The organism is Micromonospora sp. NPDC005553, from assembly GCF_042871765.1.
Lineage (GTDB): Bacteria > Actinomycetota > Actinomycetes > Mycobacteriales > Micromonosporaceae > Micromonospora.
In genome coordinates this window covers 96,891-116,745 of sequence record NZ_JBIAJD010000004.1, presented here as the reverse complement: position 1 = coordinate 116,745, position 19,855 = coordinate 96,891, and the positions used below count along the sequence as shown (strand labels likewise).

The following is a 19,855-nucleotide window of genomic DNA, read 5'->3' as shown; positions in this document are numbered from 1 at the left end:
TCGAGTACCGGACGACCCCTCATGGCCGCCCTCGACCTGTTCGGGCGTCGCTGGAACCTGCGCATCATCTGGGAGTTGCAGCATGGGCCGGTCGGCTTCCGCGCGCTCCAGCAGCGCTGCGACAACATGTCATCCAGCGTTCTGCGGCAGCGGCTGACCGAACTGCTCGACGCCCACCTCGTCGCTCAGCAGGCGGACACGGCCTATGCCCTCACGGATCTCGGTCGCGGTGCCTACCAGGCCTTGCGCCCGCTCGTGCGCTGGTCCGACGTATGGGCCTCGACGTTGAGCGTGGACGACAAGGCCTGAACCTGCGAAACGCCTGCCCTGGCGCTCCGGAAGCGAAATCGCTACGGTGCTTCTGAATCCGAAGCATTGGAGTCTGGTCATGGCTCGCATCCCACCAGTGGCGGTGGTGAACGCCTGTACCCGCTACGGGGAAGGCGGTAGCCCCACCACAGTCGTGATCGACGATGCCATGCTCATCGACGCCGAACGGCACGCGATCGCCCTGAGGGCCGGCACCTCCCACACCGCGTTCATCGACACCACCACGGCGGACGCACCCAGGGTGCGGTTCTTCACCAGCACCGGAGAGCTCCCGAACTGCGGGCACGGCACCATCGCCGCGCAGGCCGTCCTGCTGGACCGCAGCGGCGCCACGGAGCACCACGGCCGCCAGCGCAGCGGAGGCCGCACCTTCGCCACGACCGCCACCCGGCGCCATGACGGCATTGAGGTCTGGTTCGACCAGGGCGTCATCGCCTTGTCGGACCATGCCGACGCGACTGGCGGTGGCATCATCGCGGCCCTCGGCCTGGAACGAGCGGACATCGCCGCCGACCTACGGGTCGCGTCGCCGGGCATGCCACGACTCCTCGTCCCCGTCCGGGATCGCCGCACACTGCTGTCCATGCAGCCCGACTTCGATCGGCTGGCAACCGAGTGTCGGCTACTGGGGTATCTCGGCTGCTTCACCTACGCGTTGCCCCCGACCGCAAGGACGGGCGCAGCCCGGATGTTCGCCCCAGCGATCGGCGTCGACGAGGACATCGCAAACGCCAACAGTGTCGGCTGCCTCGCCGCTCACCTGCTCGACACATCAGGCAACAGCGCGATCGAAATCCACCAGGGCGACACGCACCAAAGCCCATCGTCGGTCTTCGCCAGCGCGACACACGCCGCAGACGGCATCGTCGCGAGAATCGGCGGAATCGTTGACCTCGGCCCGCCGTAGCACCACCGTCCATCTACGCGCCGGCCGCCGACCACGGTCGGCGAGCTGCTGTTCAACTTCCGGGACTGAACACCAATAGCCTGAGACAAGGAACGTTCAGCTTGCCCGGCGTGACCGGTCCCGAGTCAAGCGCAAGAAGATGCGCAGCCCGATGGCCACAAGCACGACCACGGCTGGAATCGCCAGAAGAGTCCAGGGCCTTCCGAGCATGTTGACGGTCCCGAGAAGGGCCACGGCAAGACCCTCCCACAGCAACTCTCGCCCGCTGAGGACTTCTCTGGGAGGCGGCTGCGGGCCATAGCGTCGTTCCGACCGCAGGCGCCGTGCTGCTTGTAGCGTGAACAGCACGCCAAAACCGAGGCAGACCGGACCCGCTAGTAAGTCCAGCACGCTCGGCACGACGCCTCCAAGGGTTTCTCGGTCGCCAGGGCGCAGCATCAGGACGGAAGATCGATCTTCTCATCACCCTCGACTCTCCGCTGCCCGCAAGGCGATCATCAGCACCCACGTCGCCGCGATCCACATTGACCGGATCACGCCGCATTCGCTCGGCAATCCTGGTGTGGCGGGTCGCGGCTACACTGACGCCTCCAAAACCCCTGCTCGGCAACGGAGAGGGAGGCGCGATGGTCAATCCGCTGTTGGACGCCGAGGATGCGCGGGAGCGCCTGGAGGCATGGCAGGCCAATGCCTTGCGCCGGGCCGCCGACACGCAGGCCGCCAGTGCCGGCTTGCGCGCGCTGCGGGTCACAGCCAGCGACGCCCACGGGATCGTCGAGGTCACCGTCGACTCCACGGGGGCGATGGTCGACGTCCGGCTCTCCGCGCGGGTGCAGCGCGTGGGCCTCGAGCAGACGCAGCAGGCGATCATGGGCGCCTATCGCAACGCGCGGGTCAAGCTCGCCGAGGCCGCCGCCGAGGTCGTGCGGGAGACGGTCGGCGCCGACTCGGCGACCGGCCGGGCCCTGCTGGCCGGATTCCGGACCGCCGACACCGAGGACGAAGAGGGGCGATACTGATGCACGGGGGGTTCGAGGTCGACGTCGAGGCGCTGCGCGCGCACGCGACGGCCATGTCGGCCATTCACGACCGCTTCGCCGCCGTCATGGCCGCGAGCGCCACCATTTTCCAGGCCGATGATGCCTACGGGCAGCTCTGCCAGTTCTTGCCGCCCATCCTGGAGGGACGCCACCGGGACCAGGACAAGGGCGTGGGGATGCTTGCCGAGAACATCGAGCTGCTCGCCGCGGGAATCAAGAAGAACGCCGACGCCTACCAGCGGGCCGAGGAGTCGACCACCGACGGCTTCAACTCCTTCCACTCCGCGACCTGAGCCGGCCCGGCGCCCTCTCATGACCAACCCACTGGTCGCCACGACCGCCGACATCGCTTCGACAAGCGCCGCGCACCGCGACGGCTGGACCGGCCTGCCGCTCGCCGACGACTACATGGGCATCAAGGACGCCATCGACTCCGGCAGCTGGATCGACGGCTCAGTCGCGGGCTTGGGTGCCGCTCTCGACGGGGCGTCCATCGCCATCGACCCGTTCAGCACGCTCCTGTCGATGGGCATCGAGTGGGCCATCGAGCAGGTCGAGCCACTGAAGCAGGCCCTCGACTGGCTCGCCGGTGATCCCGAGACCATCGAGACGCACGCCTTGACCTGGGACAACATGGCCAGTGAGCTGTTCTCCATCGCCGAGGACCTCAAGGCGCGGCTGGTCGGCGACCTCGACGGATGGCAGGGCGCCGCCGCCGACGCCTACCGCGACATCCTGACCATCAACATCGACGTCGCCGGGATCTTCGCGGGTACGGCCGCCGGCATGGGTGCCGCAACCCGCGGCGCGGGAATCCTGGTGCAGACGGTGCGGGAGGTCGTGCGCGCCTTCATCTCCGACTGCATCGCCAAGGTCGTGGTGTGGCTGGCCGAGGTGGTCTTCTCTCTCGGCTTCGCCACACCGCTGGTCGCCTCCCAGCTCGCAATCGCCGTCGTCCGCTGGACCGGCCGCATCTTCGGCTGGCTGATGGGCCTGATCACCAGCCTCTCCAGCCTTCGCGCACTCCTCGACGTCTAGGCGGCCCTCGATGCGACAACTCATGGCGGCTCTGCGGACCACCGCCGTCCTGGTGGTCCTGTTCGCTGTGGCGGGTCTCCACAAGCACCCCCCAGGCCCCACCCCACCCCATGGCGGTGGCGGCGACGGCCCCAACCGTCCCAAGTTCAACCCGGGATTGATGCCCAAGCGCGTGGGACCAGCCCAGCAGCACGGCATCAAGCGCGCCGGGGAGGGCCGCCCGAAGGACGCCGACACATCCGAGCCCGAGGCGCCCAAGAGGACCAACCCTTGGGACGACCCCGACTTCGCCGACGCCAGGTACGACATGCGCCGCTTCGGCGAGATGGGCGACGGGGCGTTGGACAAGATCTGGGACGGCGACGGGAAGGGTAATGGCGACCACAAGCCCTCGTCCACCGAGCCCGGCAAGACGCTCTTCCCGCCCGGCACCACCAAGGAGCAGGTCGAGGGCTGGTTCAAGAGCATCGCCACCGACCCCGACAGCCGCCCTCAGCCACGTCCTGGCGGCGACGGCTGGGTCGTCACCGGCACCCGCGACGGCATCACCTGCGTCGTTACCCTGGACAAGGACGGCAGCATCTCCGGCGGCCACCCCCTCAGCGGCGAGGGCGTCACCACCAACCTGCCGGCCAAGCGGCCGACCTAGCCACCGAACTCACGGGAGACCCATGGAAGTCAACGAATACTACTGGTACAGCGGCCAAATCAGCGCCCAGCTCGCGCCCAGGATCAGCCCGACGTACCGGCCGATCGTCCTGAACGCCGCCGGCGCCGGGGCCTGGGACCTGGCGATCACGACGCTCGTCGGCGCCCTGTGGGAGGAGGACGTTATGGTCACCACGGCGGAAAAGGAGGCGCTGCGGAAGCTCATGGAGTACCTCCAGGAACCTCTGACGCGCGTGGAGCAGATCCGGACCTCGGACTGACGGCCGAAGCGTAGATCTCACCCCTCGAACCCTGCACCGTGTCGACCAGCTGGCGTCCCAGACCTGGCCCGATCTCGGCGCGGGCATGTCGATGGCGACTTTCACCGAACGGTAAATCTCGGGATCTCCCGTCGGCGGTCGCTGCGATCGTCCGAAAGGCACTGGCCGGCCAGCGCCGATTCCACATGGTCCCAGCCGGCACCGCCGTCGGGCTCGCCCGCTGGCGTGGCGATACGTCATTGCCGTACGACAGCGGAAAGGCCACCTCCCAAAACTGGGAAGCGGCCTTTGACCTGCTAAGACTGAGAGTGGGCGATGCTGGTATCGAACCAGCGACCTCTTCGGTGTGAACGAAGCGCTCTCCCACTGAGCTAATCGCCCTCAGCGCCACTGACTCTACCCGATCGTGGAACCCGACCGGAAATCCGGGGTCAGTGCGTCGCCAGGTACTGCATCGCCTCGGCGACCACGTCGATGCCGAGGCTGTACTTGAGGGACAGCCAGACAACAGTGGCCACGAAGACCAGGCCGACGGAGCCGAGCACGATTCGCACCAGCAGCGACTGCCTCGTCACCCAGCGCGTCCAGCCGTGGACGTGGCGGCGGGTGAAGCCGAGCAGCCGTCGAGCCCAGTGGTATTCGACGGCCCAGATGCCCAGGCCGGCGATCACCAGCAGCCAGCCCGGCCCGGGGAGCGGGATGAGGGCGATGCCGATGGTCACCACCAGCGCCCCGGCGATCGCGATGAAGATCTTGAGTGCGATCCGCCCGGTGGGGTTGGCGCGGATGAGGTCGAGGGTCAGCGAGATCCGTTCACGCCAGCGAGGCCGGCGCGGAGGATCCTGCACGGCGATTCCGCCACCACCAACGACGGCGTCGTCACCGGCGGCAGCGTCGTCACCACGACCAGCACCGGCGCCGCCACCGGACCGTCCGGCGTCGGACGCCGGCCGACCGGCCCGTTCGGGCTGCTCCATCGGCACTCCGTACCCCCGCTTTTCGGCTGCTCGGACCGCGACTTTCGGCGGGCCGGGTGCCGCCGCGGGATCCACTGAGGATTGCTTCGTCACCATTTCACCCCCCAGTGTCGCTCGGGCCCGTCACTGCAACGGCCGACTGGACGTTACCGGAGTAAGTCGACGACTGAGCCACCCGATACCGGGCGGGATCACACACTGGGCAGAACCGGAAATCTTACATGAATGCTCACATTCACGCGGCGTTTCCGTCCCCCTTCCCACCACTGGGTGAAGTCAGCGTATGGCGGAGCGTAGCCAGAGGTAGCACCTGAGTATGGGAAAAGCGGGACACGCGCGTTCCGCAGCGGTGCCGGGGGGAGAACGTCCATGAGTGTCATCCGACCGACGACCGTAGAGGTCGAGACGTCGCTAAGGCTCGTCGCACCTGACGCCACCGCCTTGCCGGTGCGTGCCAGTCTGCGTTACGACCCTGCTGACCCGTATGCGGTCCATGTCCTGTTCCATGCCGAATCGGCAGGGGGCGAGGCGGTGAGTTGGTCGTTCGCTCGCGAACTTCTGGTCACCGGCCTGGACGAGCCGGCCGGCATCGGGGACGTTCGGGTCTGGCCCTGGGCCACACCGCGCGGCGACTTCGTCGCGCTGGCCCTCTCGTCACCGGACGGCAACGCCCTCTTCGAGGTGCCGCGCAGCGTCCTGGTGCGTTTCCTTCGACGGACCTACGTCGTCGTCCCGCGCGGCCGTGAGGCCGAGCACCTGGACGTCGACACGGCGGTGAACCGGCTGCTCGCCGGTCGCTGACCGCCCGAACGGGCAACACCGGCCACACCGGGGCCGCGCGGATCTGCCGAGTCCGCGCGGCCCCGGCACACACCCGAGGTGTACGCGGACAGTGCGCCCCGGGTCGGCCGGTGCTCAGCCGTGCGTGGTGATGCCGCCGTCGACGGGGATGACCGCCCCGGTCAGGTACGCGCCGGCGCGCGACGAGAGGTAGATGGCCGTGCCGGCCATGTCCTCGGGGCGCCCGATGCGGCCGAGCGGCACCTGCTGCTCGATGGCGGCCCGGCTCGCCGGGTCGTCGAGCGCGAACGCCATCATCTTGCTCTCGAACGGGCCGGGCGCTATCGCGTTGACGGTGATCTGCTCCCCGGCGAGTTGGTGGGCGAGGCTGCGGGTGAGCATGTGCACGGCGGCCTTGGTGGCCGAGTACGCGTACACCTCCATCATCGGCACCCGGATGCCGTCGATCGACCCGATGTTGATCACTCGGGCCGGGTCGTCGGCGCTGGCGGCGGCGCGCAGCGCCGGCAGCAGCGCGGTGGTGAGCCGGAAGACGGCCTTGACGTTGACCGCCCAGAGCTTGTCGAACGCGGCCTCGGGGTAGTCCTCCAGCGGTGCGCCCCAGGTCGCTCCGGCGTTGTTGACCAGCACGTCGAGGCGGCCGAAGCGCTCGCGCACGGCGGCGGCCAACGATTCGGCACCGGCGTCGTCGCTGAGGTCGGCGGGGATGGCCTCGCAGCGACCTTCGGCGGACAGGGTGGTGGCGACCGCCTCGCAGACGTCAGCCTTGCGGGACGAGATGATCACGTGGGCGCCGGCCCGGACGAAGCCCTGGGCGATCATCAGCCCGATCCCCCGCGAACCGCCCGTGACCAGGACCGTCTTACCTTCGACCGAGAACAGCTGCGTCATGCCCATCCCATCGCGAGTCGGCGGTTGCCGCCGGTCGGTCAGGTGACCGGCGGATACCGGGTGGACCGCGGACCGACGGCGCTACCGCCGGGTAACGTAGCCCGGCCGCCGGGACCGGGACAAGCCCGCGGCTTGCCGCGGATTCCGCGGCGAACGTCGATCGGGATGCGGTGACCTGCGGTTCGGGCTACCGTCGCAGGCGATGGTCTCCACCGATCCCTCCCCCGCGCCATCGATCGGAACGGCGTCTCCCGTCACCGACGAGATAGCCACGTTCGCGCTGGCCGATCTTGCCGGTGCCCCGGGCTGGCGTCGGCCGGTGATCGTCGAGCGGGAGCTTCTGATTCTCACCACGCGTGGGCACGGCGACGCGGAACTCGACTTTCACCTGCTGCCGTGCCGGCCCGGCACGCTGCTGCGGGTCCGCCCCGGCCAGGTGCTGCGCTGCGCCGGCCCCCAGTTCGACGCCACAGTGGTCGCCTGGGACGCCGAGGCGCTGCGCGGCTTCGACGTCGACCTGACCACGACCGCGACGTGGCGGCAGTTGGCAGGTGAGGACGAGGACGCGGTCATCAGCGAGGTGAGCCAGTTGGCGGTGGACTGCCGGCGGCACCCCGACAGTCCTACCGCCCGCTCGCTGCTCCGGCACCAACTGGCCGTACTGCTGCTGCGGCTGGCCGTGGCCCGCGACGACCGGTCGCCCGCCCGACCCGAGGACGAGACGTTCCGCAGGTTCCGCCGCGAGGTGGAGCACGGCTACCCGCAGACCCGGCGGGTGGAGGATTATGCGGCCGAGCTCGGCTGCTCGGTGCGGACCCTGACCCGAGCCTGCCTGGCCGTCACCGGTCGCAGCGCCAAGCAGGTCATCGACGAGCGGGTCGCGTTGCAGGCCAGCCGGTTACTGGCCGCGACGGATCAGCCGATCGCCCAGATCGGCCGGCGGCTCGGCTTCTCCGAACCTACGAACTTCGGCCGCTTCTTCACCCGCGAGGTCGGGGTCAGCCCCGGCGCGTTCCGGGCCTCCCGGGATCAGCCGGTGGCCGGCCGGGTGGTCCGGCCTCGACCACCGGCCGAGTCGACGGGCGTCAACAGCGGCTGGTTCCGCCCCGGCACCCTCGGCGAACCCGCCAACGGCGGGTACGCCACGAGACCCGGGCCGCCCGCCGGAGGGCTGGGCGGCACCGGCCGGGCATGATGGCACTGTGCAGATCTCCGCGCGCGGCGACTACGCGGTACGGGCGGCGTTGAGCCTCGCCACCGCGTACCCCTCGCTGCTGTCCACCCAGGCCATCGCCGCGGAGCAGGACATGCCCCGCAAGTTCCTGGAGGCGGTCCTGGCGGATCTGCGCCGGGCCGGCATCGTCCGCGCCCAACGCGGCGCCGAGGGCGGTTACACCCTCGCCCGCCCACCCCGCGAGGTGACCGTCGGCGCGGTGCTGCGCGCCGTCGAGGGCCCACTGGCCGGGGTACGCGGGCTGCGCCCCGAGGAGACCCGGTACGAGGGCTCGGCGGAGAACCTGCCCGGCCTGTGGGTGGCGGTCCGCGCCGCCGTGCGGCGGGTCGTCGACGAGGTGAGCCTCGCCGAGATCGTCAGCGGTCGACTGCCCGCGCACGTCCGCAAGCTCACCGCGCTGCCCGACGCGTGGGAGCCCCGCTGACGCCAGCAGCGGGTGCTGTCCTCAGCGGCCGAAGAGCTTGCGCAGCCAGGCGAGTTGTTCGAGCTGCTGGTGCGCCTCGCCACCTTCGTGGTCGTTGAACTCGTACACGCGCACCTCCTTGTCGCCCCCGTAGCGGTGGTAGGCGGCGAAGCAGGTCGAGGGCGGGCAGATCCGGTCCATCATGGCGATGGAGAACAGCGCGGGCGCGGTGGCCCTGGCCCCCAGCACCGCGCCATCCACGTACGACAACGTCCGGAACACCTGATCGCTGCGGTCGCGGTACAGCGCGAGATACTCGGCGACCTCGGTGTACGGCCCCTCGGTGGCGACCCGGACGCCGCGCGGGAGGTCGCAGAGGAAGGGAACGTCGGGCATGACCGCCGCCACGCCCGGGAAGAGTGCGGCCACCGCCAGCGAGAGGCCGCCACCCTGACTGATGCCGGTGACGGCGACCCGGGCAGCGTCGACGGCGGGATGCTCAGCGGCGGCCTGGGCGAACCGGACCGCGTCGGTGATCAACCTGCGGTAGTAGAAGTCGTCCGGGCTGGTGACGCCGCGGGTGAGGAAGCCCGGAACGGTTCCCGCCGGATACCGGTCCGAGTCGGCGGTGGCGCCGGGCGCAGCGCTCCAGCCCTGACCCCGGGTGTCCATGATGAGATGCGCGAAGCCCGCCGAGGCCCAGAACAGCTTCTCGTGGGGTAGGCCACGACCACGGCCGTACCCGAGGTACTCAACGACGCAGGGCAACGGCCCGGTGGCGTCCGCCGGCAGGTGCAGCCAGCCGTGCACGGGCTCACCGCCGAAGCCGGCGACGGTGACGGCGTAGCTGCGGATCTGGGTCAAACCCGTGTCCACCGGCTCGTACGTCGCCGCCGCGGTGTCGTCGGAGCGCAGCGTCCGCTCCCAGAAGGCGTCCAGGTCCTCCGGAACAGTCGGGTCGGGTTGGTACGCCCAGCACTCGGCGAGGGTGATATCGGTCAACGCCACAGGATGGCCTCCGCGACAGCAGGATTGTCAGTTGGTGCGGGGTGTCGCCCGGCTGTCCGTGCCGGACCGACGGGCAGTGGAGTGCGCTACCGGGCGCCAGCCATTGCTGACGTGAACCAGCCGGTGATGGTGGTGGGGTGGGTGATCGCCGTACCCACGACCACCGACCACGCCCCGGCCCGCAGCGCCTGGGCCGCGTGGGCCGGTGTGTGGATCCGACCCTCCGCGACCACCGGTACGTCGATCGCGGTGGAGAGCCGGGCCACCAGGTCCAGGTCGGGTCCGGGCTGCTTGCTGGTGTACGCGGTGTAGCCGGAGAGGGTGGTGCCGACCAGGTCGGCACCCGCCGCGGCGGCGGCGATCCCCTCGGCGAGGGTGGAGCAGTCCGCCATCACCAGAGCCCCGGTCAGCTGGTGGACGGCGGCGATGGTCTCGCCGAGGCTGCGACCGTCCGGGCGGGGCCGCGCGGTGCCGTCGAGCGCGACGACGTGCGCGCCGGCGCGGGCCACCGACAGCGCGTGCTCCAGCGTGGGGGTGATGAAGACGTCGTCGTCCCCGTCCTTCCACAGCCCGATCAGCGGCAGGTCGACCGCCTGCCGGATGGCCGCGATGTCCGCCAGACCCTGGGCGCGGATGCCGGCGGCGCCGCCCTGGGCGGCTGCGAGGGCCACCCGGCGCATCGTGTCCGGGCTGCGCATCGGCTCACCGGGGTACGCCTGGCAGGAAACCACCAGGCGGTGGCGGATCCCTTCGATCAACGCGTTCATGACATGTCCTTCCAGGCGAGTGCTGCGGCGCCGAGAAGCGGGGCGTCCGCGCCGAGGGTCGAGGCCAGCACCGGCACGTCGTCCAGGCTGGGCAGTGTCTCCCGCCGCGCGGCGTCGCGAAGTGCCTGCCACCAGGTGTCGCCGAGGCCGGCGACACCGCCGCCGATGACGACGACAGCGGGGTCAAGCATGTTGACCAGCCCGCCGACCGCCGAGCCGACGGCGGCCCCGCCCAGCAGGACCACCTCCCGGGCTGTGGCGTCACCGTCCGCCGCGCGGGCGGCCACTGTGCGCAGATCGCCGACCGGCTGACCGGTACGCCGCACGTACTCCTCGGTGAGGGCGGGCCCGGAGGCGATCGCCTCCAGGTGCCCCCGTCCGCCGCAGGTGCAGGGCAACTGCCCGGCGTACGGCGAGGGCTGGTGGCCGGCATGGCCGGCCACGGAGTGGGCGCCGGTGAGCACGGTGCCGTCGACGACGAACGAGGCACCGATACCGGTGCCGACCGCGATGAAGAGCACCGTCTGGTGGCCGACCGCCACGCCGTGTCGGGCCTCACCGAGGGCGTGCGCGTGCACGTCGTTGATGGCTGAGACGGGCAGGTCCAGCAGTGCCCGCAGTCGGCCGCTCAGGTCCGTGCCGGCCCAACCGGCCAGGGCGTCGGTGGCCGAAAGCACCCGACCCGTCCGGTGGTCGATCACCCCGGCGCTACCGACGCCGAGGGCACGGATGCGGGTTCCCGTCGCCCTCGCCCGCAGCCGACCGACAAGGTCGGCTGCGGTGTCGATGATGGCGGTCGCCCCGGCCCGGCCGGGGGTGGGGACGGTGATCTGGTCGACGACCTCGCCGTCGCGGGTCACGATGCCAGCGGCCGTCTTGGTGCCCCCGATGTCGAGCGCGGCTACCGCCACGTCGACAACCGAGGGCTTGGGTGCCTCGGACATGGCTAGAGCAGTCCCGCCAACTCCAGCTGGGCACGCACCCGGCTCGCCTCATCGGCGTCGAGCGGTCGCAGCGGAAGCGACACGGCGTTGCTGTCGATGACGCCGAGCAGGGCCAGTGCGGTCTTGAACGCGCCCACGCCCCGGGTCGCCCCTGCCGCCGTCGCCGGGTCGGCCGCGTCGACGATCCGGAACAACCGGGTCAGTCGGTCCTGCTCCGCGCGGGCGGTGTCCCAGTCGCCGGTCACGCAGGCCCGGTGGAGTCGCACGTAGCCCTCCGGGTCCACGTTGCCCAGGCCGGGGACGGAACCGGAGGCACCGGCGAGCATCATCGCGTCGACCACCACCTCGTGGCCGGTCAACAGGCTGAAGCCGGCGTTCGGCGCGCGTTCCGCGATGGACAGCACCAGTTGGCGGAAGGAGACGTCGTCACCGCTGGAGTCCTTGACGCCGGCGAGGACGCCCTCCGCGGCGAGTCGGCTCAGCAGGCCCGGCGACAGCTTGGTGTGCACGCAGACCGGAATGTCGTACGCCAGCAGCGGAAGCTCGACCGAAGCGGCGAGGGCCCGGAAGTGCCGCTCGACCTCGTGGGGGCCGACGATGGCGTAGAAGGGGGCGGTGGCCACCAGGCCGTCGACGCCCAGGCGCGTCGACGCGTCGGCCCGGTCGAGAACCCGGCGGGTGGTCGGCTCGATGCAGCCCGCGATGACGGGTACGGCCCCGCCGACGGTCTTCACGACGGTTTCGAGAGCCTGGTCCCGCTGACTGTCGGTGAGGAACACCGTCTCGCCGGAGCTGCCGAGGGCGAAGATGCCGTCGACGCCGGCGGTGAGCATCCGTTCGACGAGTCGCTCAAGGGAGGCGACGTCGACAGCGCCCTCCTCGGTCAGGGGGGTGACGACCGGCGGCACGACTCCGGCGAACCGCGGGGTTGGGGTGGTCACGCTGACTCCTCGACGTGTAGGGGGGTGGTGCGGCCGGTCGCGGCTCGGGCGAGTTCGACCAGCTCTGTGTTGCTGGATCCAGCAGGAACGGGGTGGTAGCACCGGAACTCGTGGGAGCCGGCACCGCCGTCGCCCGACCGGACCGGCGGCATCTCGATAGCGCAGCCGTCGGTCGCCTTCCAGCAGCGGGTGCGGAACGGGCATCCGGTCGGCGGTTTCGTGGCGAGTGGAACGGGGCCGACGAGCGGGATCGGGTCGAGTGGCGAGAGCAGCCCCGGCGTGGCGGAGAAGAGCGCACGGGTGTACGGGTGCTGTGCGACCTCGGGGAGCCCGGCGGCGGGTGTCTGCTCAACGATCCGGCCGAGGTACATGGTGACCACGCGGTCACTGATCCTCTTGACCGTCTGGATGTCGTGCGAGACGAAGACCATGGCCAGGTTCAGACGCTCCTTGAGGTCCAGGAGCAGGTTGAGGATCTGCGCCCGGACCGACACGTCGAGTGCGCTGGTGGGCTCGTCGGCGATGACCAGGCCCGGTTCCAGGGCCAGGGCACGCGCGATGGACACCCGCTGGCGTTGGCCGCCGGAGAGCTGGCTCGGCAGCACGTCGGCGACCGACCGGGGCAGCCCGACCAGCGCCATCAGCTCTCTGACACGCTCCTCGCGCTCCTTGCGGGTGCCGCGACGGTGCACGTCGAGCGGGTCGCGCAGGATGTCGCGGACCGGCATGCGCCGGTTCAGCGAGGTGGCCGGATCCTGGAAGATCATGCCGACGCCGGCGCCGATGTGCAGTCGACGTTCCGCCGCGTTCATCGACCAGACGTCCTTGCCGGCGAAGGCGACAGTGCCGCTGGTCGGCCGTTGCAGGCCCACCAGCACCTTGGCCATGGTGGACTTGCCGCAGCCGGACTCACCGACGACCCCGATGGTCTCGCCGGCACGCACGGTCAGGTCCGCGCCGGTGAGGGCGTACACCCGCTCGCGGTTGAACATGCCGCCGCCGCGGGTGCGGTGAACCACGTGCACGTCGCGCAGTTCGACGATCGAGTCGCGTGGGACTGACGCACTCATCGGGCCAGCTCCTCTTCCCTGACATTGATGGCCGGGTGGTGACAGGCGTACCGGTGAGCGGCATCGCCCTCCAACCGGGGCGTCTCCTCCCGGCAGACCTCGGTCGCCATGGGGCAGCGGTCGGCGAACCGGCAACCCGGCGGGAAGTCGGCCGGCGACGGCACCACGCCGCGGATCTGGGTGAGCCGATCCGCGCCGGTCTCCAGGGAGAGCACGGAGCCGAGGAGGCCTCGGGCGTAGTGGTGCGCGGGCGCCCCGACCACGTCGGCGGTGACACCGCTCTCGACGATCTGACCGCCGTACATCACCACGACGCGGTCCGCGACGTCGCTGACCAGCGCCAGGTCGTGGCTGACCAGGATCAACGCGAAGCCCAACTGGCCGCGCAGCCGCAGCAGCAGCTCCATGACCTGCGCCTGGACCGTGACGTCGAGCGCCGTGGTCGGCTCGTCGGCGATGATCAGGCGCGGGTCCCGGGACAGCGCCATCGCGATGACCACGCGCTGCCGCTGACCGCCGGAGAGCTCATGCGGGTACGCGGACAGGGTGCGCTTCGCGTCCAGGCCCACCAGTTCCATCAGCTCCTCGGCGGACCGGGTGCCGCCACGGCTGATCATCTGGGCGAGCTGGGGGCCGATGCGCAGTGAGGGGTTCAGAGCCGAGAGGGCATCCTGGTAGACCATCGCGATCTCGCGCCCCATGAGGGCACGGCGTCGTTTGGTGCTCACCGTCAGCAGGTCGGTACCCGCGAAGCGGACCTCGCCGCGGACCCGGGCGCCCTGCGGCAGCAGGCCCATCACGGCGAGGGCGGTCAGCGACTTACCGGAGCCGGACTCCCCCACCAGGCCGAGGACCTCGCCGGGGCGGATGTCGAAGGTCAGGTCGTCGACGATGTCGACGCCGCTGTGGCGTCCCTCGAACCCGATCGACAGGTTCCGGACCTCCAGGACGGGCTCCCCGTCCGGAAGGGGGCGGGCGCGCCCGCGCAGCCGCTGCGCGGCCTCGGCCAGGCCGGGCAGTTGCACCACCTCACCGGAGCCGGGCTGCGCCTCCTCCTGCGCGTCCCCGATCTTCGTGGTGGTGGCACGCCGCGCCGCCGGGGCGGCCCAGGCGTCGGACATCCCCTCGGAGAGCACGTTCAGGGCGAGCACGGTCAGCAGGATCAGCAGGCCGGGGAAGAACGTGGCCCACCAGCCACCGATCTGGACCATCTCCTTGCCGAAGGCGATGACCGAGCCCCACGAGGACGCCGCCTCCTGGGGTGCCAACCCGCCACCGATGAAGGAGAGGGACGCCTCGAAGACGATCGCGTCGGCCACCATGACGGTGACGAAGACGAGGATCGGTGCGGCGCAGTTGCGCAGGACGTGCCGCCAGAGAATGTGCGGTCGTCGGGCGCCGATGATCCGTTCGGCCGCGACGTAGTCCTCCCGGTACTGCGAGAGCACGTTCGCGCGCACGATACGGGCGATCGAGGGGACGAAGACGAAGCCGATCGCGACCACGAGGACCAGGAGGCTGTTCTTGCCGAAGGAGATGATCAGCAGCGCGGAGAGCACGATGGTGGGGAAGGCCATGACGACGTCGAGGCACCGCATCACGATCTCGTCGACGGCGGGCCGGCTGGTTCCCGCCAGCGCGCCTAGAATCGCGCCGACCACCAGGGCGATACCGGCGCTGCCGAAGCCCACGATCAACGAGCGTCGGGTGCCGGCGACCAGCCGCGAGAACACGTCGCGTCCGAGCTTGTCCAGGCCGAACCAGTAGTCGCCGTTCGGGCCGGTCAGCGCGGGACCGAGCCCGGCCTGCGCGGGGTCGTGCCGCAGGATCAGCGGCGCGAAGATGCCCACCACGACGATGAGCAGGACGAAGCTCAGTGCGATCCGGGCGGTGACATTGAGCCGTTTGAAGGCGATGCCGGGAGCCGACAGCCGGGCGGTGAGTGTTCGACGCATCAGTGGGCTCCCCGCAGTCGAGGGTTGGCGAAGAGGTAGAGGATGTCGACCACCAGGTTCACGAAGACGAAGCAGATGGCGATCGTCAGCACGGTCCCCTGCGCGAGGGCGGTGTCGTTCTGCTGCACCGCGCTCATGATCTGGGTGCCCATACCGGGCAGCGAGAAGATGGCCTCGATGACGACAGTGCCGCCCAGCATGTAGCCGATCCGCAGGCCCAGCACGGTGAGCGGGTTGACGAGCGCGTTGCGCAGCACGTTGCGTCCGACCACCACGCGAGGCGGCAGCCCGGCGCCGATCGCCGTCCGCACGTAGTCCTTGTCGAGTTCCTCGACCATCGACGTCCGCACGATTCGGGCCAGCGAGCAGCCGACCGGCACGGCGAGAGCCAGCGCTGGCATGGCGAGGGACTGCAACCAGAGGGAGAACGAGTCACCGGGGTTGACGTACCCGCCGGTCGGGAAGACGGGGCGGCGGACCGAGAACTCCTGGATGAGCAGGAGGGCCAGCCAGAACGACGGCATGGCGATACCGGCCATCGAGACGAAGCGGATGACCTGGTCGGGCCAGCGGTCCCGGTACAACGCCGCGGTGATTCCGAGGACCAACGCGATGACCAGCGCGCCGACGACCCCGAGGGCCGTCAGCTGGATCGTCAGCGGCAGCGCGGTGGCGATCTTGTCGGCGACCGGGACGGACGGCGGGAAGGTCACGCCGAGATCGCCCCGGACCAGGTCACCCAGGAAGTGCAGGTACCGCAGGGGCAGCGGGTCGTCGAGGCCGTTGGCGGCCTTGAACGCCGCCACCTGCGCGGGGTTCGCCTGGTCACCGAGGACGGACAGAGCGGGGTCGATCGGGGAGAACTGCATGATCACGAAGACGAAGATCGTGATGCCCAGCACCAGGGGTATCAGGGTCAGGAGTCGTCGCGCGACCAGGCTCAGAACGCTCAGCATGGTGTCTTTCTCTCGTCGAGGGCCGCCGGGACGTCCCGCCCAGCCCCAGGAACTGAGGGCCGGGCGGGACGCGGAGGGGCCAGGGTGGGGCCCCCGAGGTGGAGCTCAGCCCTTTCGGCTGGCGTCCAGGAAGTACAGGCCGGTGGTCGACGCACCCGAGAAGTCGGAGAGCTTCGCGGGGTCGTACGCGGTGACGACCTTGGTGTGCAGGATCGGGTACAGGGGGGCCTCGTCGGCCACCTTGTCCAGGGCCTGCTTCCACAGCGCCTTGCGGGCCGCCTCGTCGGAGGTCTGCGCCGCCTTGTCGAGCAGATCGGCCATGGCCTTGCGGTCCGCGGCGCTCCACCGGTAGCGCTGCCCCGGCCAGGTCTCGCCGTAGTAGAACCAGCGCATCAGCAGGTCGGTGTCGACGCCGAAGACGCTGGGGTCACCGGTGGCCATCAGCACCCGGAAGGTGTCCTTCGGAACGATGTCGCCGTAGATGGCCGAGGACGGCACCGTGTTGAGGCTGGCGGTGACGCCGATCTTCTTCCACTGCTCGATGACCAGCGGCGCGACATCCTTGACGACCGAGTTGTCAGTGGTGTCGAGCTGGAACGACAGGTTCGCGACACCGGCCTCCTGAAGCAGGCTCTTGGCCTTTTCCAGGTTGTAGTCGTAGACGGTGGCGGCCTTCTGGTAGTCCTTGTTGCCCTCGTCCAGGTAGCTCGTCGCCGGGCTGCCGTAGCCGTTGAGGGCGGTCTTGATGACCTCGTCCTTGTTGATCGCGTAGTGCAGCGCCTGGCGCACCCGCTTGTCGTTGAACGGCGCCGCCGAGGAGTTGAACATGAGGAAGACCTGGTTGAAGGCCTGCTTCACATCGACGGTGTACTTGTCCTTGAGCGAGTCGACGTTCAGGTACGGCACCGACTCGATGGCCTGGACCCGGCCGCCCTGCAGGTCCGACACCCGGGCGGAAGCCTCCGAGGTGGTGTTCCAGGTCATCGTCTCGACCTTGGCCGGACGCGGGCCGTTGTAGTTCGGATTCTTGCTGAGCTTGACACCCGACTCCTTGGACGCGCTGTCCAACTTGAACGGGCCGGAGCCGATGGGCGCCGTGTCAAAAGCCTTCGACGCGGCCGCGTCCGCGGTCTTCGCCTTCGGCAGGATCTTGATGACGGCGATCCGCTCCGCGAACAGGGCGAACGGGTACTTGAGCTTGAACTCGGCCGTCGTCGCGTCCTTGGCCGTCACCGAGTCGATGAACGACACGAACCCCTGCATCAGCGGCGGGGCCTTGGGGTCGGCCGGCTTCAGTACGCGGGTGAAGGACCAGGCGACGTCCTCGGCGGTGACGGGGGTGCCGTCGGAGAACTTGGCTCCGTCACGCACCGCCACGGTGTAGGTGAGCCCGTCTGCGCTGGCCACCGGGTCTTCCTTGGCGAGTGCGCGGTATGGTTCCCGGGTAACCGGGTCAAGATCGATCAGACCCTCGAAGGTGTGCTGGTTGACCGCCGTCGCCACCGCCGACGAGGCGTTTGCCGGGTCGAACCCGCTGGAGAGGGTGAACGCGAGGGTGGTCTCGATCGACGTCTTCCCCCCGCTTCCCTCGACGGCGTTGGTCGAGGCCGGGCCGCCGCTGCAGGCGACCAGTCCGAGAGCGAGGGTTGCCGCGGTGGACGCGACGGCCAACGAACGGAACCGGCGCGGGGGGCGGCGCCGACTCTCCCTTGGCTCAACGGTGGTGCTCACGTAGCTGCCTCCATAGGCTCTTCATGCGCTCGCGTTACCGCTCGCGCTGAGGGATTCGAAGATAATGGGGTCTGACGTCAGACATCTGATGCCGATAGGGTGAGAGTGTCAGATCCGTGAACGAAGGGCAAGTGGCAGATGACGACCATTGACGCATCCCCGCTACGCGGTGCGGAGCGCCCAGGTCCCCGCCGGCAGGAGGTGGGGGCCAAGATCAAGGAGTACATCCTCCACAACCGCCTCAAGCCGGGAGACATTCTGCCCACCGAGGCGGAGCTGTGTGAGGCGGTGGGCGCGAGCCGATCAAGCGTCCGCGAGGCCGTCAAGATCCTCTCCGCCCTCGACATCGTCGAGGTGCGGCACGGCCACGGCACCTTCGTCGGCCGCATGTCCCTCGCCGCCCTCGTGGAGGGTCTGACCTTCCGCGGCCTCCTCAGCGGCGAGGAGGACCATCACGTGCTGGGACAGGTCGTCGACGTCCGGCAGACCCTCGAACAGGGGCTAGCGGCCCAGGTCATCGCCGTTCTCGGCAGCGAACACCAGGCCGCTCTCTCCGCGCTCGCCGACGAGATGGAGAGTCTGGCCGCCCAGGGCAAGGACTTCCTCGACGTCGACCGGACCTTCCACGTGAAGCTGCTGGAACCCCTCGGCAACGACCTGATTCTCCAACTGACCGAGGCGTTCTGGCAGGTGCAGGCCATCGTCGCTCCGACGCTGCGCACCGAGCCGGAGGACCGGGTGATCACCGCCCACCGTCATCGGGCAATCGTGGACGCGATCGCGGCCGGCAACGTGGCCGGCCTGCAAGCCGCCATCGCCGACCACTACGCGCCCATCCGGGCGAGCATCGCCCGCGTCGTGCAGGCCTGAATCGCCACCGACATCGCCGTACTTCCGCGCATCGCGTTGTGGGCCGCCACCCACCCTGCCGATACCCGGGCTTCCGTGGACGAGGACCGTCCACTGTGTCAATTGATAAGGGCAATCCACTACCGGGCGAGAACATGGGCGAGGACCGCCACGCCACCCATCACGACCAGCGCGCTGCCGGCGGCCAGCAATACGGCACCGTCCGACTGACCCAGGTGGGTGGGCAGTCGGACGGTCCGGTACCGACGCCGACCGGACTCATCGTCGACGGCCGGGTCGGTCGGTGATCAGGGTGTCGATGTTGCCCAGCGGACAAATCCGGTTGAAGCTCCGGCGGCCCAGCTTAGAGGCGTCCGCCACCACGATCGTTCGCGCGGCGCTGGTCACCATCACGTGGTTGACAGCCGCCTCGCCGTCGTTGTGCGCGCTGGCGCCGTGCTGGTGGTCGATCGCGTCCACCCCGAGCACGACGACGTCCAGCGCCACGGACGCGAGCATCGTCTCCGCGATACGGCCGACCAACTCGTACGACCGCGGGCGGGCCGTCCCACCGGTGAGCACCACCCGGATGTGCGGCCGCACGATGAGTTCGTGGGCAATGTTCAGCGCGTTGGTCACCACAGTGTTCGCCGTCGTCTGCCCGTTCGGTTCGGTGCGCAGCGCGAGAGCCCGGCCCACTTCGGTCGTCGTGGTGCCCCCGTTGAGTCCCACCGTGCTTCCCGGCGGAATCAGCGCGACGGCGGCCGCAGCGATTCGCTGCTTCTCCGGTGCCTGCCGGACCGCCTTGTAGCGCAGCGGCAGGTCGTAGGACACGTTCGTGACGACCACGCCGCCCCGGGTGCGCGTCACCAACTGCTGGGTGGCGAGCTCGTCGAAGTCACGTCGGACGGTCGCCGTGCTCACGCCCAGCTCGCCGGCGGTGGACTCGATGTCGAGCTGACCCTCGACCGCAACCAGTTCCAGGAGCCGGTGCCACCGCTCGCGCTGGTTCACGTATCACCCCGGTCGCTCGGCCCGCCCATGCGCCCATCCTTGATGCAACGTCCCTTACTGCCCCACGGCA

The 19,855-nt window shown here is 69.8% G+C and carries 23 protein-coding genes and 1 tRNA gene; 12 read left to right on the top strand and 12 right to left on the bottom strand.

The window, feature by feature from the left end; all coding sequences use genetic code 11:
- Positions 1-21: 21 nt before the first annotated feature.
- The 7 genes from ACFYPG_RS17715 to ACFYPG_RS17685 all read left to right on the top strand — a co-directional run bounded on the left by ACFYPG_RS17715 (position 22) and on the right by ACFYPG_RS17685 (position 4,244).
- The gene (locus tag ACFYPG_RS17715) at positions 22-309 is read left to right on the top strand and encodes a winged helix-turn-helix transcriptional regulator (protein WP_387352841.1); all 288 of its coding nucleotides are present in this window, start codon (positions 22-24) and stop codon (positions 307-309) included.
- Positions 310-406: 97 nt separating this feature from the next.
- Positions 407-1,237, top strand: coding sequence for a PhzF family phenazine biosynthesis protein (locus ACFYPG_RS17710; RefSeq protein ID WP_387352840.1), 831 nt, complete (start codon positions 407-409; stop codon positions 1,235-1,237).
- Between the two features lie 626 nt (positions 1,238-1,863).
- A complete protein-coding gene (locus ACFYPG_RS17705) occupies positions 1,864-2,256 on the top strand; it encodes a YbaB/EbfC family nucleoid-associated protein (RefSeq protein WP_387352838.1) in 393 nt (130 codons plus the stop codon).
- Entirely contained in the window at positions 2,256-2,570 is a 315-nt protein-coding gene (locus ACFYPG_RS17700; RefSeq protein WP_355006993.1) for a hypothetical protein, read from the top strand. The genes ACFYPG_RS17705 and ACFYPG_RS17700 overlap by 1 nt, the downstream gene beginning before the upstream one ends.
- A 19-nt stretch (positions 2,571-2,589) precedes the next feature.
- Complete coding sequence (locus ACFYPG_RS17695; protein ID WP_355006994.1) at positions 2,590-3,315, top strand: hypothetical protein; 726 nt, start codon at positions 2,590-2,592, stop codon at positions 3,313-3,315.
- Between the two features lie 160 nt (positions 3,316-3,475).
- A complete protein-coding gene (locus ACFYPG_RS17690; protein WP_387352835.1) occupies positions 3,476-3,964 on the top strand; it encodes an EndoU domain-containing protein in 489 nt (162 codons plus the stop codon).
- 22 nt (positions 3,965-3,986) lie between these two features.
- Positions 3,987-4,244 carry a hypothetical protein gene (locus tag ACFYPG_RS17685; RefSeq protein WP_387352833.1) on the top strand — a complete coding sequence of 86 codons (258 nt, stop codon included), beginning with the start codon at positions 3,987-3,989 and terminating at the stop codon, positions 4,242-4,244.
- A 309-nt stretch (positions 4,245-4,553) separates the two neighbouring features.
- Here ACFYPG_RS17685 and ACFYPG_RS17680 read toward each other — a convergent pair.
- Positions 4,554-4,625: transfer RNA gene (locus ACFYPG_RS17680), tRNA-Val, on the bottom strand.
- Between the two features lie 50 nt (positions 4,626-4,675).
- A complete protein-coding gene (locus tag ACFYPG_RS17675) occupies positions 4,676-5,317 on the bottom strand; it encodes a PGPGW domain-containing protein (protein WP_387352831.1) in 642 nt (213 codons plus the stop codon).
- A gap of 273 nt (positions 5,318-5,590) precedes the next feature.
- On the opposite strand from ACFYPG_RS17675, the gene ACFYPG_RS17670 reads away from it, so the two are divergent.
- Positions 5,591-6,022, top strand: a complete 432-nt coding sequence (locus ACFYPG_RS17670) for an SsgA family sporulation/cell division regulator (protein ID WP_007457244.1) — start codon at positions 5,591-5,593, stop codon at positions 6,020-6,022.
- A 114-nt stretch (positions 6,023-6,136) separates the two neighbouring features.
- Here ACFYPG_RS17670 and ACFYPG_RS17665 read toward each other — a convergent pair whose 3' ends face one another.
- Positions 6,137-6,913 (bottom strand): glucose 1-dehydrogenase, encoded by a 777-nt coding sequence (locus ACFYPG_RS17665; protein ID WP_357262005.1) that lies wholly within the window; start codon positions 6,911-6,913, stop codon positions 6,137-6,139.
- 202 nt (positions 6,914-7,115) lie between these two features.
- On the opposite strand from ACFYPG_RS17665, the gene ACFYPG_RS17660 reads away from it, so the two are divergent.
- Entirely contained in the window at positions 7,116-8,108 is a 993-nt protein-coding gene (locus ACFYPG_RS17660; protein WP_387352828.1) for a helix-turn-helix transcriptional regulator, read from the top strand.
- Between the two features lie 7 nt (positions 8,109-8,115).
- Positions 8,116-8,571, top strand: coding sequence for an Rrf2 family transcriptional regulator (locus ACFYPG_RS17655; protein ID WP_030333674.1), 456 nt, complete (start codon positions 8,116-8,118; stop codon positions 8,569-8,571).
- Between the two features lie 21 nt (positions 8,572-8,592).
- On the opposite strand, the gene ACFYPG_RS17650 is transcribed toward ACFYPG_RS17655, so the two are convergent.
- From ACFYPG_RS17650 to ACFYPG_RS17615, 8 genes are all read right to left on the bottom strand, one after another.
- Positions 8,593-9,558: an acetylxylan esterase gene (locus tag ACFYPG_RS17650; protein ID WP_355006999.1), complete on the bottom strand. Its 966-nt coding sequence runs from the start codon at positions 9,556-9,558 to the stop codon at positions 8,593-8,595.
- Between the two features lie 86 nt (positions 9,559-9,644).
- Positions 9,645-10,325, bottom strand: a complete 681-nt coding sequence (locus ACFYPG_RS17645) for an N-acetylmannosamine-6-phosphate 2-epimerase (protein WP_355007000.1) — start codon at positions 10,323-10,325, stop codon at positions 9,645-9,647.
- Complete coding sequence (locus ACFYPG_RS17640) at positions 10,322-11,269, bottom strand: ROK family protein (RefSeq protein WP_355007001.1); 948 nt, start codon at positions 11,267-11,269, stop codon at positions 10,322-10,324. Before ACFYPG_RS17640 ends, ACFYPG_RS17645 begins: the two co-directional genes overlap by 4 nt.
- 2 nt (positions 11,270-11,271) lie before the next feature.
- Positions 11,272-12,210 carry a dihydrodipicolinate synthase family protein gene (locus ACFYPG_RS17635; RefSeq protein ID WP_355007002.1) on the bottom strand — a complete coding sequence of 313 codons (939 nt, stop codon included), beginning with the start codon at positions 12,208-12,210 and terminating at the stop codon, positions 11,272-11,274.
- Positions 12,207-13,280, bottom strand: coding sequence for an ABC transporter ATP-binding protein (locus tag ACFYPG_RS17630; protein WP_355007003.1), 1,074 nt, complete (start codon positions 13,278-13,280; stop codon positions 12,207-12,209). Before ACFYPG_RS17630 ends, ACFYPG_RS17635 begins: the two co-directional genes overlap by 4 nt.
- Positions 13,277-15,235, bottom strand: a complete 1,959-nt coding sequence (locus ACFYPG_RS17625) for a dipeptide/oligopeptide/nickel ABC transporter permease/ATP-binding protein (protein ID WP_355007004.1) — start codon at positions 15,233-15,235, stop codon at positions 13,277-13,279. Before ACFYPG_RS17625 ends, ACFYPG_RS17630 begins: the two co-directional genes overlap by 4 nt.
- Positions 15,235-16,191, bottom strand: coding sequence for an ABC transporter permease (locus ACFYPG_RS17620; RefSeq protein ID WP_355007005.1), 957 nt, complete (start codon positions 16,189-16,191; stop codon positions 15,235-15,237). Before ACFYPG_RS17620 ends, ACFYPG_RS17625 begins: the two co-directional genes overlap by 1 nt.
- 105 nt (positions 16,192-16,296) lie before the next feature.
- Positions 16,297-17,922 carry an ABC transporter substrate-binding protein gene (locus ACFYPG_RS17615; protein ID WP_355007006.1) on the bottom strand — a complete coding sequence of 542 codons (1,626 nt, stop codon included), beginning with the start codon at positions 17,920-17,922 and terminating at the stop codon, positions 16,297-16,299.
- Between the two features lie 138 nt (positions 17,923-18,060).
- Between ACFYPG_RS17615 and ACFYPG_RS17610 the strand changes: the two genes are divergently transcribed.
- Both ACFYPG_RS17610 and ACFYPG_RS17605 read left to right on the top strand, forming a co-directional pair.
- Positions 18,061-18,792: a FadR/GntR family transcriptional regulator gene (locus ACFYPG_RS17610; protein WP_387352825.1), complete on the top strand. Its 732-nt coding sequence runs from the start codon at positions 18,061-18,063 to the stop codon at positions 18,790-18,792.
- A 95-nt stretch (positions 18,793-18,887) separates the two neighbouring features.
- The gene (locus ACFYPG_RS17605) at positions 18,888-19,079 is read left to right on the top strand and encodes a hypothetical protein (protein ID WP_387352823.1); all 192 of its coding nucleotides are present in this window, start codon (positions 18,888-18,890) and stop codon (positions 19,077-19,079) included.
- Here ACFYPG_RS17605 and ACFYPG_RS17600 read toward each other — a convergent pair.
- On the bottom strand, positions 19,051-19,785 hold the full coding sequence (locus tag ACFYPG_RS17600; protein ID WP_387352821.1) for a DeoR/GlpR family DNA-binding transcription regulator: 735 nt from the start codon (positions 19,783-19,785) through the stop codon (positions 19,051-19,053). The genes ACFYPG_RS17605 and ACFYPG_RS17600 overlap by 29 nt on opposite strands.
- Positions 19,786-19,855: the final 70 nt, after the last annotated feature.

Coding starts and splice junctions, on each gene's coding strand:
- ACFYPG_RS17645 (WP_355007000.1), bottom strand. CDS start 10,325: ATGAACGCGTTGATCGAAGGGATCCGCCACCGCCTGGTGGTTTCCTGC.
- ACFYPG_RS17695 (WP_355006994.1), top strand. CDS start 2,590: ATGACCAACCCACTGGTCGCCACGACCGCCGACATCGCTTCGACAAGC.
- ACFYPG_RS17665 (WP_357262005.1), bottom strand. CDS start 6,913: ATGACGCAGCTGTTCTCGGTCGAAGGTAAGACGGTCCTGGTCACGGGC.
- ACFYPG_RS17685 (WP_387352833.1), top strand. CDS start 3,987: ATGGAAGTCAACGAATACTACTGGTACAGCGGCCAAATCAGCGCCCAG.
- ACFYPG_RS17675 (WP_387352831.1), bottom strand. CDS start 5,317: ATGGTGACGAAGCAATCCTCAGTGGATCCCGCGGCGGCACCCGGCCCG.
- ACFYPG_RS17620 (WP_355007005.1), bottom strand. CDS start 16,191: ATGCTGAGCGTTCTGAGCCTGGTCGCGCGACGACTCCTGACCCTGATA.
- ACFYPG_RS17670 (WP_007457244.1), top strand. CDS start 5,591: ATGAGTGTCATCCGACCGACGACCGTAGAGGTCGAGACGTCGCTAAGG.
- ACFYPG_RS17715 (WP_387352841.1), top strand. CDS start 22: ATGGCCGCCCTCGACCTGTTCGGGCGTCGCTGGAACCTGCGCATCATC.
- ACFYPG_RS17630 (WP_355007003.1), bottom strand. CDS start 13,280: ATGAGTGCGTCAGTCCCACGCGACTCGATCGTCGAACTGCGCGACGTG.
- ACFYPG_RS17640 (WP_355007001.1), bottom strand. CDS start 11,269: ATGTCCGAGGCACCCAAGCCCTCGGTTGTCGACGTGGCGGTAGCCGCG.
- ACFYPG_RS17705 (WP_387352838.1), top strand. CDS start 1,864: ATGGTCAATCCGCTGTTGGACGCCGAGGATGCGCGGGAGCGCCTGGAG.
- ACFYPG_RS17660 (WP_387352828.1), top strand. CDS start 7,116: ATGGTCTCCACCGATCCCTCCCCCGCGCCATCGATCGGAACGGCGTCT.
- ACFYPG_RS17690 (WP_387352835.1), top strand. CDS start 3,476: ATGCCCAAGCGCGTGGGACCAGCCCAGCAGCACGGCATCAAGCGCGCC.
- ACFYPG_RS17610 (WP_387352825.1), top strand. CDS start 18,061: ATGACGACCATTGACGCATCCCCGCTACGCGGTGCGGAGCGCCCAGGT.
- ACFYPG_RS17700 (WP_355006993.1), top strand. CDS start 2,256: ATGCACGGGGGGTTCGAGGTCGACGTCGAGGCGCTGCGCGCGCACGCG.
- ACFYPG_RS17625 (WP_355007004.1), bottom strand. CDS start 15,235: ATGCGTCGAACACTCACCGCCCGGCTGTCGGCTCCCGGCATCGCCTTC.